Below are 14,268 nucleotides of genomic sequence, written 5' to 3' on the forward strand. Positions count from 1 at the left end.
CTATTTTTTACAAACAATAAGGAGAATATAATGAATTTAAAAGAATATTTAACTGAGGGACTTAATAAATGCAATATCCAAATAACTGAAGAACAAACAGAAAAACTACTTTTATTTATGGATATAGTTTTAAGAGAAAATAAAAAATTTAATCTTACGGCAATAACCGATGAAAAAGAATTTATTGAAAAACACATTATCGACAGTGCCCTTTCCATAAAATATATTAAAAATGAAGGAAAACTTATAGATATAGGTTCTGGGGCCGGTATGCCCGGAATTGTAATAAAAATACTTAGAGAAGATTTAAATATCCTTCTTCTTGACAGTTTAAATAAAAGAGTAAACTACCTAAATAATACAATAAAAGAATTAAACCTTAATAATATAGAAGCAATACATCAAAGGGCAGAAGAACTTTCACATGATGATGAATATAGAGAACAATTTGATTATGTAACTGCAAGAGCGGTCGCTTCATTAAATGTTCTTTTAGAATATACAATTCCCTTTATAAAAAAAGAAAGTAGTTTTATAGCTTTAAAAGGAAGTAAAGGAGAAGAAGAAATAGATCAAAGCAAAAATGCATTAAATATTCTTTCTTGCAAAATTATAAAAAACCATAAAGAAAAACTTCCTTATTCTCTTTCAAACAGAGATATTATAGAAATAAAGAAAATGGAATTAACTAACAAAAAATATCCAAGAAAACAAGCGAAAATAAAAAAAGCTCCTCTTTAAACAAAATAAACAAAAAGCATAAATATAAATAAAAATGCATAAAAATAAAAAAATGTATTGATTTTTTTGTAAAATCATAGTAAACTTTAATAAAGTTATAGGTATAGAGGAGGATTATTTTTATTATGAAATTGAAAAAAATAATTGCATTATCAACAGTTGCAATAATGAGTCTTGCAATGTTTACAGGATGTGGAAGTAAAGAAACAGCAGATAACGGAGAAATGAAACTTGTTAAAGATGGAACTTTAACAGTTGGACTTGAAGCTACATATCCACCAATGGAATATATTGATGAAGAAACTGGAGAACTTACAGGATTTGATATCGAACTTGCAAAAGCAATCGCAGCTGATATGGGATTAGAAGTTGAATTTGTTCAAGTTGGATTTGATGCAATTTTTGCTGGTCTTGATGCAGATAAATATGATATTGTAATTTCTGCAATAAGTGTTACAGAAGAAAGACAAGAAACTTTAGAACTTTCTGATACATATTTAGCAAACCAACAAGTAATTATTTCAGCAAAAGACGGAAAACAAATTACATCTGTAGATCAATTAACAGGTAAAAAAGTTGCCGTTCAAGTTGGAACAACTGCAGACGAAGCTTGTCAATATTATCAAAACGATAAAGGCATGGAATTTGAATTACAACAATTTGACGATATGACAGCAGCATTCCTTGCACTAAAAAGCGGAAGCGTTGATTGTGTAGTTACAGACTTAGTTGTTGGGGACTATTATGTAAATAACAATCCTAATGATTATGTAAAATCTTGCGATAACTTAACAAACGAACCTATCGCAATTGCTGCTAAAAAAGGTAATACAGCTGTTATTAATGCAGTAAATACATCTTTAAAATCTTTAATTGAAAGCGGAAAAACTGCTGAAATTTCAAAAGAGTTATTTGGTGAAGACTTAACTAAAAACATTGACTCAAATTTAAAAAATTATGATGAATAATAAATAATTTAATTTTATAAAAATAAAAAAGCCTGATACGGGCTTTTTTATTTTTTTATACTTTTTTATAATCACAAAAAAAGTATAAATATGCATATTTGTTTATAAAAATTAATTAAACCTATTGCATTTTTTAATTATATATAGTATATTTATAAAGTATTTTTGTTATTTGGAACGGAGGAAAAAAATGAAAAAAGCAAAAAAAATTACTGCTTTGATCATTACATCAATATTAACTACTTGTTTACTTACAGGATGTGGTTCAAGTGAAGAAGTTTCAACAACTCCACAATTTGTAAAAGAAGGTACTTTGGTTGTTGGAATAGACAATACTTACCCCCCAATGGAATATGTTGATGATAGTGGTAAAACAGTAGGATTTGATATTGAATTTGCAAAAGCAATCGCTGAAAAAATGGGAAGAAAAGTTGAGTTTGTAAATGTAGCTTGGGATGGAATATTTGCAGGACTTGATTCAGACAAATATGACCTTGTAATTTCTTCTGTTGGAATTAACAAGGACAGACAAGAACAGCTTGCTCTTTCAGATGCATACCTTGCAAATCAACAAGTTATCATCTCTTCAAAAAATGGTACACAAATCAAATCAATTGATGAATTAAACGGCAAAAAAGTTGCAGTACAAGTAAGCACAACTTCAGATGATACTTGCCAATACTATTTATCTCAAGGTAGTGAATTTGATTTACGTCAATTTGACGGAATGACAGAAGCATTTGTTGCTCTTGAAGGCGGAAGTGTTGATTGTGTTGTTACAGACTTGGTTGTTGGAGAATATTATGTACATAATAACCCTGATAAATTTATAAAAACATGTGATAAATTGACAAACGAACCAATTGCTGTTGCTGCAAAGAAATCAAATCAACCTTTAATAGATGAAGTAAATAAAATTATCGAAGAATTTAAAAATGACGGAACGTTAGCAAATATATCAAAAGATATATTCGGTAAAGATTTAACAAGTAATATAGATACAACAATAAAAGGTTACGACGAATAATATGTCAGCATAAAAAGAAAGCCTATATTGTATATAGGTTTTCTTCATTTTATAAATAAAAATTTAGGAGATTAAATATGACTAGTATACAAATCGAAAAGCTGGTTGAAGGTACAATATCAACAATAGAGCTTACAATAATAAGTATAATTCTTGGAATGATACTTGCTTTAATCTTAGCTTTTATGAGCATAGGAAAAAATAAAATTTTAAAAGGTATAGCATGGTTATATACATGGGTATTCAGAGGAACCCCTTTGCTACTTCAAATTATGGTTGTATATTTTGCAATTCCATTAATGTTTAAAGAAGTAACTGGAGAACCTTTAAATTTCGAACCTTTTACTGCTGCTATAATATCACTTACATTAAATACAGCAGCTTATACCGCAGAAATTTTCAGAGCAGGTATCCAATCAATTGATAAAGGTCAACTTGAAGCAGCAAAAGCTCTTGGAATGACATATTCACAAGCTATGTTTAAAGTAATTATTCCACAAACATACGCAAGAGTTATCCCACCTTTTGCAAATGAGTTTATCATGATTTTAAAAGATACTTCCCTTGTATCTACAATAGGTATGGCTGATTTAATGAGGGTATCAAAACAATTTGCCGCAAGTGGTGATTGGAGTTATTACTTTGTAGCCGGCGGTATATATTTAGTATTAACATCAGTATGTATCTTATTCTTTAGACATCTTGAAAAGAAATCAAGCAAATACCTATAGGAGGTTATAATGAGTACTTTAAAAGTAGAAAATTTAAAAAAAGATTTTGGAACATTAAGTGTATTAAAAGATATTAACCTTGAAGTTGAAAAAGGTGAAGTAGTATGTATAATAGGACCTTCCGGTTCAGGTAAGAGTACATTTTTAAGATGTTTAAACCACCTTGAAAAAATGACTTCAGGAAAAATATATATAGATGATGAACTAATATTTGATAGAAAAGATAATAAAAGTTTAATAAAAACAGACAAAGACAAACTTGTAAAACTACGTACAAAAGTTGGTATGGTTTTTCAAAGATTTAATCTTTTCCCTCATAAAACTGCCCTTGAAAATGTAACATTAGCACCAATGGTAGTAAAAAAAGTAGATAAAGATGCTATTAAAGATAAAGCTCTTGAATTACTTGATATGGTAGGTCTTAAAGATAAAGCAGATGAATATCCAAGCAGATTATCAGGAGGACAACAACAAAGGGTTGCCATAGCCAGAGCTCTTGCAATGGAACCAGAAATTATGCTTTTTGACGAAGCGACATCAGCATTAGACCCTGAACTTGTTGGAGAAGTATTAGAAGTAATGAAAAATCTTGCAAAAAAACATAATATTACAATGATTGTTGTAACTCATGAAATGGGATTTGCAAGAGAAGTTGCTGATAGAGTAGTGTTTATGGCTGACGGTGTAATTGTTGAACAAGGAAGTGCAAAAGAAATTATTAACAATCCTCAACATGACAGAACAAAAAAATTCTTAAAGAAAGTATTATAAAAAGACTGTTAATACAGTCTTTTTTTTATATAAGAGCCATGTGAAAGATTTTTTCAAGATCTGAAGCATTCAAATCCTCTTTTTTATATAAAGTTTTAGCTATTAAATTTAAAACATTACTATTTTCGTTTAATAAACCTATAGCCTTCTCATATGCATTATCTAATATATTACTTATTTCGTGTTCTATATCTTCTTTTAAAAAGTTATTTTTGTCCCCTGGAAAAATCTTATTTTTGTATTTACTCATTCCATAATCACATACCATAGAATAAGCAAGTTCATTTGCCTTTAAAATATCATTTTGTGCTCCTGTACTTATTTCACCAAATATTATTTCTTCACTTGCTCTTCCTGCAAGTAAAATACATATTTTATCTTCCAACTCATTTTTTGTCAATATCATTTTATCCTCTCCAAAAGAAGATAAAACAAATCCAAGAGAAACTCCATAAGGAACGATTGTTACTTTATCCGGTAAAATTCCATTTAACAAAAAACTTATAAGCGTATGCCCTGCCTCATGAAAAGCAACTATCCTTTTTTCTTTATTGCTTAAAACCATACTTTTATTTTTTAGTCCTGCAGTTGTTTTTATTATTGCCCTATCAAAATCTTCATTATTTATGGTCTTCTTTCCTTTTCTAATTGCTAGAAGTGCAGATTCGTTAACGATATTAGCAAGATGAGCACCACTTAAACCGTTTGTCTTTTCAACAACACTGTCGATTTTAAAATTCTTTGCAATAGGTTTATTTTTAATATGGTATTTTAAAATTTCTCTTCTTGTAATAGCAGAAGGATTTCCTACAAAAATATGTCTATCAAACCTTCCCGGTCTAAGCAAAGCCTTATCAAGCATATCTATTCTGTTTGTTGCTCCCATAACCACAACACCGCTGTTATCACTAAATCCGTCTAATTCAATTAAAAACTGATTTAAAGTTTGATCTCTTTCAGAATTATTATCAGTGTTCCTACTAACTCCTATTGCATCAAGCTCATCTATAAAAATAATTGCGGGAGCTTTTTTTCTTGCTTTTTCAAACAAAGCCCTTATTCTACTTGCACCAATTCCTACAAATTTTTCTATAAATTCACTTCCTGAAGCATAAATAAATGTTGCCTTACATTGCCCGGCTAAGGCCTTTGCTATTAAGGTTTTTCCTGTTCCGGGAGGACCATACAGTAAAACTCCACTTGGAATTTTTGCACCAAAATTTTTATATTTTTGAGGTTTATCCAAAAAGTCACTTATTTCCAATAATTCTTCTTTAATCTCATCAAGTCCGGCAACCGATGAAAAATCTATATCAGATTTTATTACGCCCGATTCTTCTACTTTATTATTAAAAAAATTAATATACGAATGTCTCATTATCTATCTCCCAATTTGTTTATGCAATTGATATTATTGCTTTTAATTTGAAAATTTATACAAATACTAAAAATAAAAATATTTTTTATTTATAAAATATGTTATAATGATGGAAATACAGGAGGTTACAAAATGAACAAAGACGAATTAATTAACAAAGCCAGTGAATTTATCGGAGAAGCAACAGAAAAAACAAAACAAATTTCATCTGAAGTAATAGAAGCATCAAAAAACTTTGCAGAATCTGCTAAAAAAACAATTAAAGCAGAAAAACTTGATTATCAAATTTCAAGAAAATACAGAGAAATTGGTAAATTAATTTATGCAGCATATGAAGAAGAAGGAACGTATGACCATGTTGCAGACGAATTATGTGAAGAAATAAATGCATTATTTGATCAAATTATTGCAATCAAATTAGGTGAAGATGCTGATATTTCAGAAGAAGAAAAAGAAGATATCATTCATGAAATCAACGTTGATATCGAAGAAGAAGACGAATAAAAAAGACGCATAAGCGTCTTTTTTAATATAGTGTTTCATTGTTTTTTATTAAATTGGGACATTTATTATCTCCACCATTAAGTTTACATTTAGGTTTACAGTGATAGCAATAATTTATAGGAATGTTATTTTTTGCTTTATATGCCCACCTATAATCAGATAACAATTCTCTTCCTATTGCTGTAAAATCACAATATCCTTCTTTTAAAAGTTTTTCTGCCCTGTCAGGTGTTGATATTCTATTAACAGCTATTACAGGTATATTTACATTTCCCTTTATTATCTTTGCACTTGTAACAACCTCATTAAATTCATGTTCTTTATCCTCCAAAGATGTTGAAGCATCAAAAGCAGAAGAAATATCAAGAACGTCTACTCCTGCCATCTCAAGCATTTTAGCACCCTTTTTTACATCTTCTATATCATCCATATTAACTCCAAGTCTGTAATAAATAGGATAATCCTCTCCTACAGCTTCTCTTACGGCTCTTACAACTTCTAAAGGAAATCTATATCTATCTACTATATTATCAAACCCATATTCATCATTTCGTTTATTATATTTTTTTAAAGTAAATTCACAAAGTAAATATCCGTGAGCTCCATGAATTTCAACAGCTTTAAAACCTGCTTTTTTTGCTCTTAAAGCAGCATTTTTAAAATCATCAATTGATTTTTCAATATCTTCTTTTGTCATTTCTCTTCCAAAACCATCAATAACACTGGGACCATAAGGACATTCACTTAACTTTGCTTTTAGTCCTGCATTATGAAGCTGTATAACACTGAAAGCTCCATTAGAATTTATGGCTGATGCAAGTTTAGAAAGATCATCTATAAACTTATCATCCCAAACACCTATTTGATTCCAAGCTTTTTGACTCCCATCTACGCCGCTTGCTTCAACAATGATTGTGCCTACTTCTTTCTTTGCTCTTTTTTCATAATAACTTATATGTTTTTCATCTATAAAACCATCTTCCCTAACCAAAGAAAAAGTAACCATAGGTGGCATAACAACTCTATTTTTTATTAGATTACCTTTTAGCGAATAACTATCAAATAACATACTGTACACCTCCAATTTATATCATTATACCACTATACATATAATATTTTTTAATTATTAAATCAAATGTAGTAAATCAAAATAAAAAAAGCCATTTAAAATGGCTTTTTTCTATAAGAAATCTCTTAATTTTTTACTTCTGGTTGGGTGTCTTAATTTTCTAAGAGCTTTTGCTTCAATTTGTCTTATTCTTTCTCTTGTTACACAGAATATATCCCCTACTTCTTCAAGAGTTCTTGGTCTTCCATCTTCTAAACCAAATCTTAAAATAAGAACTTTTGCTTCTCTATCTGTTAAAGTTTTTAATACTTCAAAAAGTTGAGATCTAAGAAGCATATAACTTGCAGCTTCTTCAGGAGCAACTGCATCATCATCAGGAATAAAATCACCTAAATGAGAATCTTCTTCTTCACCTATAGGTGTTTCTAAAGATACCGGATCTTGTGATATTTTCATAATATCTCTGACTTTTTCTTCCGGTAGCCCCATTTCTTTAGCTATTTCTGCAGCATTTGGATCTCTTCCTAAATCTTGAATTAGCATTCTTTGAACTCTTTTTAATTTATTTATAGTTTCAACCATATGAACAGGTATTCTGATTGTTCTAGCTTGGTCTGCAATGGCTCTTGTTATTGCTTGTCTAATCCACCATGTGGCATATGTAGAGAATTTAAATCCTTTTGTATAATCAAATTTTTCAACAGCTTTTAAAAGCCCTAAATTACCTTCTTGAATTAAATCAAGGAAAGACATACCTCTGTTAACATATCTTTTTGCAATACTTACAACAAGTCTTAAGTTGGCTTCACATAATTTTTTTCTTGCTTCAACATCACCATTTTCTATTCTTTTTGCAAGTTCCATTTCTTCTTCGGCATGTAATAAGTCAACTTTACCGATTTCTTTTAGATACATTCTAACAGGGTCATTTATATGTACAGAAGGTTCATAACCTTTTAGATCTGCCTTTTTTATATCTATATCATCATCTTTTAAATCATCATCCAAAAGTTCATCAACATCTTTATCGATATCATCATCTTGAAGAACAATTCCTTCTTTAAAGAAAAATTCTAGAATTTGATCTATTTCATCATTATTTAGATTTAAATCAGTAAAATGTTGATTCATTTCACTTTGATTTACTACACTTTCTTTTTTTGCCCATTCTTTTATATCATCAATGGTTTTTAACTTCTTAACCTCTTTTCTAACTGCGTCTTTTTTAGATGTCTTCTTTTTTGAATTTTTACCTACTACTTCAATAGTAACATTACTTGTATTTTCTTGACTCATTATATTAGAGTACCTCCATTTTTTGCTTTTAAAAGATCAGATTTTAATTTATAAAATTCGGCTATCAAAACATCTAACATTTCTTTATCTTCAGAATCCTGAATATCTTTAATTGCATTTTTAACATTCATAATTTTTCTGTTAATATTGTTTATTATGAGTGTTTGTCTCGCTTTTATTACATCATCCCAAGTTATATTTTGATCTAAAGACACGATTCTTGACATGGTTGTAGCCAATTTATCATTATAATCAAACAACTCTATAAAGTCAACCTTTTTTTCATTATTTATACAAAAAACAATTTTTTCATATATTTTTTTATAATCATCTCCCACAAATACATTTTCATCAATATTAATATCTTTTATTTTATCAATATTTAAAGCATTTTCTACCATATATCTTAAAATAATTTCTTGTGCATTTATAATCTTTTTCATTATTTGGCTTTTTTTGTTTGCAGTTTCATTTTTGTTTTTTCCAATTAAATGATTAGGTGTTATAAAACTATTTGTATTTACCTCATTTTCAATCGTTGAAATTTCAGCTCCTGTTTTATGATGTAAATATTTTATATAAAATTCTTTTCTTACATTATCATCAACTTTACCTATAACAACACATGCTTTCTTTATAAAATCAACCTTTTCCCAATTATCAAGTAAGTTATGATTTTTTTCTAATAATTTTATTCTAAATTCAATACTGTCAATTCCATTTTCCACCAAATTATTAAACTTCTCTATGCTATTATTTAGAATATAACTATCAGGATCATCACCCTCAGGAAGTCTTACAACCTTAGGATAAATATTTGCACTTTCAAGTATTTCACAAGCTTTAATTGTTGCATTTAACCCTGCCGTATCAGAATCGTACATAACAACAACATTTTTTGTATATCTATTTATTAACTTTGCATGATTTATATTAAACGCTGTTCCAAGTGTGGCTACAGCATTGTTTATTCCATTATTTACAAGAGAAATAACATCCATATACCCCTCTACCAAAATAAGAGGTTTTTGAGGAAGTTCTTTTCTTGCATTATTCAAATTATACAATGTGGAATTCTTCTTAAATACAATGGTTTCAGGTGAATTTAAGTATTTGGGAGCATTTTTTACATCTTTATATATTCTTCCCCCAAAAGCTATAAGTTTTCCATTTACATCTTGAATAGGAAACATTATTCTATCTCTAAAATAATCATAAACTCCCCCATCTTCTTTAGTTTTTACAAGCCCAGCTTTTATTAGAACATTAACAGAATATTTTTTTTCTTTTACCAAATAATTATATAACCCATCAAAACTATTTAAAGAATATCCAAGTCCAAATTTTTTTATGGTCTCTTTACTAAGCCCTCTATTTAATAAATAATTTAATGTAACCTTATTATGAATTAAATTTTTATAAAAATAATTTGCAGTATCTTTTATACAATTATAAAGTTCCTGTTTTTGATTATAGCTTATGGAATTTTCACTGCTTCTTGTATAATTGCCGTTTTCTTCATATTGAACATTTACACCTTCCAAATCGGCTAACATTTCAACTGCAGAAGAGAAATCCAGTTTATTAATTTCCATCAAGAAATCCAGTACATCTCCGTTTGCACCACACCCAAAGCAGTGATATCTATTCATATCAGGAGTAACTATAAAAGAAGGAGTCTTTTCCGTATGGAATGGACACCTTGCCTTATATCTGTTTCCGCTTCTGGTAAGAGGAACATATTGATTTATTATACCTACAATATCTGCATCATCAACTAATCTTCTAATAAAATCTTTTTTAAAATATCCTTTCATAAAACTCCTTACATTCCCCAATAAGCATTTGGAATAAATAACTCTTTATACATATTAATTGCATATATATCAGACATACAAGCTACATAATCACAAACAACTCTATCTAAATTATCACAATTAACTCTTACATAAAATTCTTCTAACATTTTATCAGGATGCTTCATAAAATATTCATAAAGTCTTTTTACTATGGTCTTGCCTTTATCACTCTCTTCCATAGCTCTTTTAGAATGATATACATTTTTAAACAAGAAACTTCTAAGTCCCATGGTTGCTTCAAATATCTCATCGCTCATTTTTATTTTATTTTTATCATAGCTGTTGTTAATAATATCTAAAATCATTGTGTTTATTCTTTTGGAGTTTGTTTCTCCCAAAATATCAGTATATTCTTTTGGAATATCTGAAGGGTTTAAGACACCAAAACGGATTGCATCATCAATATCATGATTGATATATGCAATTTTATCGGAAAAGAAAACTATTTCACCTTCTAATGTACTAGGCTTGAACCCGTGACAATGATTTTTTATTCCATCAATAACTTCATAAGTAAGATTAAGACCTTTACCTTCTGATTCAATTTCTTCAACTACTCTTACACTTTGTAAATTATGTTTAAATTCAAATGGACAAATCTCATTTAAAATCTGTTCCCCGCTATGACCAAAAGGAGTATGTCCCAAATCATGACCAAGTGCAATTGCTTCAGTTAAATCTTCATTTAAACAAAGAGCTCTTGCAATACTTCTTGATATTTGAGATACCTCAAGAGTATGAGTTAGCCTTGTTCTGTTATGATCGGTTTCAGGTGAAATAAACACCTGAGTTTTATGCTTTAACCTTCTAAAAGATTTTGAATGAATTATTCTGTCTCTATCTCTTTCAAAATCTGTCCTTATCTCACATGGTGTTATTTCTTTTTTTCTTCCTTTTGTATTTACAACTTTAAAAGCATATTTACTTAATCTTTTTAATTCTTCTTGTTCTTTTTGTTTCCTTATATTCATTATTTCTCCTAATAAAACAAACTACTTTATATTATAGCACATATGTTTTATTTTTTAGTATTGATAATTATTTTAAATCACCATTATTTAATATTTTATTCTTATTTTCGTTTATATATGAAAAATAATTTTTTTCTTTTTCACTCTTTATATTGTTCAAAAGAAAAACAGATAAAAAAATCAGCAAAACATTTTTACTTCCAAGAAGTAATACATAAATTCCAAGCATTAGAATACCCATATCGATTATTATACTTATCAGCTTTATATACTTAAATGAATCTAGCTTATTTAATTTTAAATTCAAAAGCGTAAAAAGACACTTTGAAGCATCCAAAGGTATTGTAGGAATTAAATTTATGGAACCTATAAGAATATTATAGAAAATAAAAAAATCATAAGAAGGTATATACAAATAATAAGATGAAAAGACAATTATACCTGCAAAAATAAAATTTGACATTGGACCGGATAAATAAAGGCAAAGCGCTTTATCTGCACTTAAGGCATCACAACTATATGAAATTTTTGCACCAAAAGGTAAAAATTTTATGTTATTTATCTTAACATCAAATACCTTTGCACAAATAAGATGCGATGCCTCATGAATTAAAATAGTAAATAAAAAAATCAAAAAATTTACAAATCCACTTTGAGAATAAATAATTAAAAGAGCAAATAAACTAAGAGAAGTTAGTGTAAATTTACTCAAAAAAGGCTTAAACTTATCAAACATAATACTCCTTTTTCAAAAATTATTTTTCATTTTCCTTATTATCATCTATATCCATATAAGAAATTGGATCAACAGCAGTATTATCAACCCACACTTCAAAACCTAATACGTCGCCACTTTCTTCACTACCCATAGAGCCTATCAAATCTCCGGTTTTTACATTATCGCCTACTTTTACAAAGGTACTTTTTACACCGTCATATACGACCGTAGTATCATTTCCAACATCAAATACAACCCTGCTGCCACCGTAAGAACTAGATACAATATTTGAAACTACTCCCCCTATACTTGCAAAAACCTCCTCGCTCTTACTTGTTTGAATTTCAATTCCCCTTGGTTTTACTGTTGTATTAAAAACAGGGTGAGTTGTATCTTCAAAAGTTGTTATAACTTCTCCGTTTACAGGCATTTCCAATTTTAAAGCATTTGATGAGCTATTAACACTGCTCTTTTCTCCATTAAAAACACTTGCCGTATTATTTACAAAAGAAACAACTTTATCTTTCGTTTCACCAAAAGACAAAAATTCGCTGTTAAAGACTTCTGAAATCTTTGAAGTTAAAGAAGACGGTAATTTTACATCAAACATGTCCATTGAAACATAAGAAATAGCAATAATAACTAAAAATATCATTATATTTAAAAACCTGTCTTTTTTAACTTTTGTATTCTTTTTGCTGTTATATCGACTTTGATTATAATTATAATAATTTTTTCTTTTCTTATTTGTTTTTGAATTTCTGCTATATTTACTATACATAATAACACCTCTTATATTTATCTCACTTAAGTATATTAATCAAAGTAAAAATTATTCATAATATTTAACTTGAAAAGAAAAAAAGATTTGTATATAATGTATAAGAATAATGCGAGTGTGCTGGAATAGGCAGACAGGCACGGTTGAGGGCCGTGTGTCCCACGGACGTATGGGTTCAAGTCCCATCACTCGCACCAGATTTTTAAATTATTACAAATATAAAAGCCACGCAGACATGCTATATTAAAGGATTTTAGAAGATGAATAATTCGAGTAAATAAATTTCAAAAGACGGAAATACCGTCTTTTTTTATTCTTATAATTTTTATTAAAATTAATATATTTTTATGATATAATATTTACTATAAAATGGAAATAATATAAAACTTTTTATTTCACAAAATATTCTAATACAATAATATAATAAAGAGGAAATGATTATGAAAATGTCAAAAAAAGAAGAAAAAAGATTAAAACAGGAAATTCAATTAGAACAAGCTAAGTATGGTATACCCGTTAAAAAGAAAAATAAAGGAATAAAAATAATACTAATAGTAATTGCATCTCTTTTTGCTCTATTTTGTCTATCATTATGCACTGGTGGGGATAATAATAGTATCGGAGAAGAAATACAAGTAACAGAAAATGCTTATATGTGTATTCCACAAAAATGGAAAGAATGTAAACAAAATTTTGATAGTGGCTCACATTTTTCTAATTTTGAATCAACAGATCCTAATACAGATTTTTTTGATATTATGATATTTGAAAATAATATGGGCGAATACTACAATACTTTTAATACTACATCTTTAGATGAATATGCTCAATTATATTTGGATAATGAAAAAAATAATACTGATTTTAAAATAATAAATAAAGAATATATAACAATTAATGAAGTAAAAGGTAGAATGATAGAATATACATATGATATGGGCGGTGTAAACAAAGGAAAAACTATGCATTGTAGATTATATGTTTTTAGTAATGAAGAAATAGTAGATTACATTATTTATAGCCAACCAATTAGTGACGATTTTACATTAATAGAAAATGTAATACAATCATTTCATTATTAAATAACATGAAATAAAATATTTTATATAAAATCGTTTCAAAAGAAAAGGAGCATACACTCCTTTTTTTAATCTTCAATATTTTTATTGTCATATAAGTCTTTTTCAATTTCTACTTTTTCAGGTATGGAAAATTTACAAACGGTTGGATTATTAAAAGTTTGCCAAAGACTAATACATATTGCAATAATAACAGCAGGATTTAAAAGTGCTTGAACAAAAATATTTAATAATTTAGACCATGAAGTAATATCATCTACAGTTATCCCATAATATACACCAACAGGCATTACAATAGCTAATAATGTTTGTATTAAAACAGTTACATTCATTCTCTCTCTTATTTTTGAAATAATTATATTCATTTATTTTCCC

At 28.2% G+C, this 14,268-nt stretch carries 15 protein-coding genes and 1 tRNA gene; 8 read left to right on the plus strand and 8 right to left on the minus strand.

Annotated features, from left to right (window positions below; genetic code table 11):
- Positions 1-30 precede the first annotated feature (30 nt).
- The 5 genes from rsmG to ehuA all read left to right on the plus strand — a co-directional run bounded on the left by rsmG (position 31) and on the right by ehuA (position 4,238).
- On the plus strand, positions 31-741 hold the full coding sequence (gene rsmG / locus ACTQYZ_RS06005; protein WP_441021991.1) for a 16S rRNA (guanine(527)-N(7))-methyltransferase RsmG: 711 nt from the start codon (positions 31-33) through the stop codon (positions 739-741).
- 125 nt (positions 742-866) lie between these two features.
- Complete coding sequence (locus ACTQYZ_RS06010) at positions 867-1,709, plus strand: transporter substrate-binding domain-containing protein (protein WP_441416212.1); 843 nt, start codon at positions 867-869, stop codon at positions 1,707-1,709.
- Positions 1,710-1,899: 190 nt separating this feature from the next.
- Entirely contained in the window at positions 1,900-2,736 is an 837-nt protein-coding gene (locus ACTQYZ_RS06015; RefSeq protein WP_441021995.1) for a substrate-binding periplasmic protein, read from the plus strand.
- 77 nt (positions 2,737-2,813) lie between these two features.
- Positions 2,814-3,467 (plus strand): amino acid ABC transporter permease, encoded by a 654-nt coding sequence (locus ACTQYZ_RS06020; RefSeq protein WP_253230108.1) that lies wholly within the window; start codon positions 2,814-2,816, stop codon positions 3,465-3,467.
- 9 nt (positions 3,468-3,476) lie between these two features.
- Positions 3,477-4,238 carry an ectoine/hydroxyectoine ABC transporter ATP-binding protein EhuA gene (ehuA, locus tag ACTQYZ_RS06025; RefSeq protein ID WP_425353934.1) on the plus strand — a complete coding sequence of 254 codons (762 nt, stop codon included), beginning with the start codon at positions 3,477-3,479 and terminating at the stop codon, positions 4,236-4,238.
- A gap of 25 nt (positions 4,239-4,263) precedes the next feature.
- Here the strand turns inward: ehuA and ACTQYZ_RS06030 are convergent, their stop codons facing one another.
- Complete coding sequence (locus tag ACTQYZ_RS06030) at positions 4,264-5,616, minus strand: ATP-dependent metallopeptidase FtsH/Yme1/Tma family protein (protein ID WP_441021998.1); 1,353 nt, start codon at positions 5,614-5,616, stop codon at positions 4,264-4,266.
- Positions 5,617-5,748: 132 nt separating this feature from the next.
- Here ACTQYZ_RS06030 and ACTQYZ_RS06035 point away from each other — a divergent pair, with 132 nt between their 5' ends.
- Positions 5,749-6,120 (plus strand): hypothetical protein, encoded by a 372-nt coding sequence (locus tag ACTQYZ_RS06035; RefSeq protein ID WP_138268316.1) that lies wholly within the window; start codon positions 5,749-5,751, stop codon positions 6,118-6,120.
- A gap of 22 nt (positions 6,121-6,142) precedes the next feature.
- Here ACTQYZ_RS06035 and ACTQYZ_RS06040 read toward each other — a convergent pair whose 3' ends face one another.
- The 6 genes from ACTQYZ_RS06040 to ACTQYZ_RS06065 form a co-directional block, all read right to left on the minus strand.
- Positions 6,143-7,189 (minus strand): NADH:flavin oxidoreductase, encoded by a 1,047-nt coding sequence (locus tag ACTQYZ_RS06040; RefSeq protein ID WP_441416213.1) that lies wholly within the window; start codon positions 7,187-7,189, stop codon positions 6,143-6,145.
- Between the two features lie 111 nt (positions 7,190-7,300).
- The gene (gene rpoD, locus ACTQYZ_RS06045) at positions 7,301-8,485 is read right to left on the minus strand and encodes an RNA polymerase sigma factor RpoD (protein WP_329381482.1); all 1,185 of its coding nucleotides are present in this window, start codon (positions 8,483-8,485) and stop codon (positions 7,301-7,303) included.
- A complete protein-coding gene (gene dnaG / locus ACTQYZ_RS06050) occupies positions 8,485-10,302 on the minus strand; it encodes a DNA primase (RefSeq protein WP_441416214.1) in 1,818 nt (605 codons plus the stop codon). Before dnaG ends, rpoD begins: the two co-directional genes overlap by 1 nt.
- 8 nt (positions 10,303-10,310) lie before the next feature.
- Positions 10,311-11,315, minus strand: coding sequence for a deoxyguanosinetriphosphate triphosphohydrolase (locus tag ACTQYZ_RS06055; RefSeq protein WP_441022004.1), 1,005 nt, complete (start codon positions 11,313-11,315; stop codon positions 10,311-10,313).
- Between the two features lie 67 nt (positions 11,316-11,382).
- Positions 11,383-12,027: a site-2 protease family protein gene (locus ACTQYZ_RS06060; RefSeq protein WP_441022006.1), complete on the minus strand. Its 645-nt coding sequence runs from the start codon at positions 12,025-12,027 to the stop codon at positions 11,383-11,385.
- 43 nt (positions 12,028-12,070) lie between these two features.
- Positions 12,071-12,814 (minus strand): murein hydrolase activator EnvC family protein, encoded by a 744-nt coding sequence (locus tag ACTQYZ_RS06065; protein ID WP_329381492.1) that lies wholly within the window; start codon positions 12,812-12,814, stop codon positions 12,071-12,073.
- Positions 12,815-12,925: 111 nt separating this feature from the next.
- Between ACTQYZ_RS06065 and ACTQYZ_RS06070 the strand changes: the two genes are divergently transcribed.
- Positions 12,926-13,011 (plus strand) — tRNA-Leu (locus ACTQYZ_RS06070).
- Between the two features lie 243 nt (positions 13,012-13,254).
- Entirely contained in the window at positions 13,255-13,896 is a 642-nt protein-coding gene (locus ACTQYZ_RS06075) for a hypothetical protein (protein WP_441416215.1), read from the plus strand.
- 65 nt (positions 13,897-13,961) lie between these two features.
- Here ACTQYZ_RS06075 and ACTQYZ_RS06080 read toward each other — a convergent pair whose 3' ends face one another.
- Positions 13,962-14,258 (minus strand): phage holin, encoded by a 297-nt coding sequence (locus tag ACTQYZ_RS06080; RefSeq protein ID WP_441416216.1) that lies wholly within the window; start codon positions 14,256-14,258, stop codon positions 13,962-13,964.
- Between the last annotated feature and the right edge of the window lie 10 nt (positions 14,259-14,268).

This window comes from Anaerofustis sp. LCP19S3_F7 (genome assembly GCF_052119445.1).
Taxonomy (GTDB): Bacteria; Bacillota; Clostridia; order Eubacteriales; family Anaerofustaceae; genus Anaerofustis; species Anaerofustis butyriciformans.

Bases quoted from the DNA above. Each gene is read 5' to 3' on its own strand.
- ACTQYZ_RS06035 (WP_138268316.1), top strand. From the start codon at position 5,749: ATGAACAAAGACGAATTAATTAACAAAGCCAGTGAATTTATCGGAGAA.
- ACTQYZ_RS06055 (WP_441022004.1), bottom strand. From the start codon at position 11,315: ATGAATATAAGGAAACAAAAAGAACAAGAAGAATTAAAAAGATTAAGT.
- ACTQYZ_RS06080 (WP_441416216.1), bottom strand. From the start codon at position 14,258: ATGAATATAATTATTTCAAAAATAAGAGAGAGAATGAATGTAACTGTT.
- ehuA (WP_425353934.1), top strand. From the start codon at position 3,477: ATGAGTACTTTAAAAGTAGAAAATTTAAAAAAAGATTTTGGAACATTA.
- ACTQYZ_RS06065 (WP_329381492.1), bottom strand. From the start codon at position 12,814: ATGTATAGTAAATATAGCAGAAATTCAAAAACAAATAAGAAAAGAAAA.
- ACTQYZ_RS06010 (WP_441416212.1), top strand. From the start codon at position 867: ATGAAATTGAAAAAAATAATTGCATTATCAACAGTTGCAATAATGAGT.
- dnaG (WP_441416214.1), bottom strand. From the start codon at position 10,302: ATGAAAGGATATTTTAAAAAAGATTTTATTAGAAGATTAGTTGATGAT.
- ACTQYZ_RS06040 (WP_441416213.1), bottom strand. From the start codon at position 7,189: ATGTTATTTGATAGTTATTCGCTAAAAGGTAATCTAATAAAAAATAGA.
- rpoD (WP_329381482.1), bottom strand. From the start codon at position 8,485: ATGAGTCAAGAAAATACAAGTAATGTTACTATTGAAGTAGTAGGTAAA.
- ACTQYZ_RS06030 (WP_441021998.1), bottom strand. From the start codon at position 5,616: ATGAGACATTCGTATATTAATTTTTTTAATAATAAAGTAGAAGAATCG.
- rsmG (WP_441021991.1), top strand. From the start codon at position 31: ATGAATTTAAAAGAATATTTAACTGAGGGACTTAATAAATGCAATATC.
- ACTQYZ_RS06075 (WP_441416215.1), top strand. From the start codon at position 13,255: ATGAAAATGTCAAAAAAAGAAGAAAAAAGATTAAAACAGGAAATTCAA.
- ACTQYZ_RS06020 (WP_253230108.1), top strand. From the start codon at position 2,814: ATGACTAGTATACAAATCGAAAAGCTGGTTGAAGGTACAATATCAACA.
- ACTQYZ_RS06015 (WP_441021995.1), top strand. From the start codon at position 1,900: ATGAAAAAAGCAAAAAAAATTACTGCTTTGATCATTACATCAATATTA.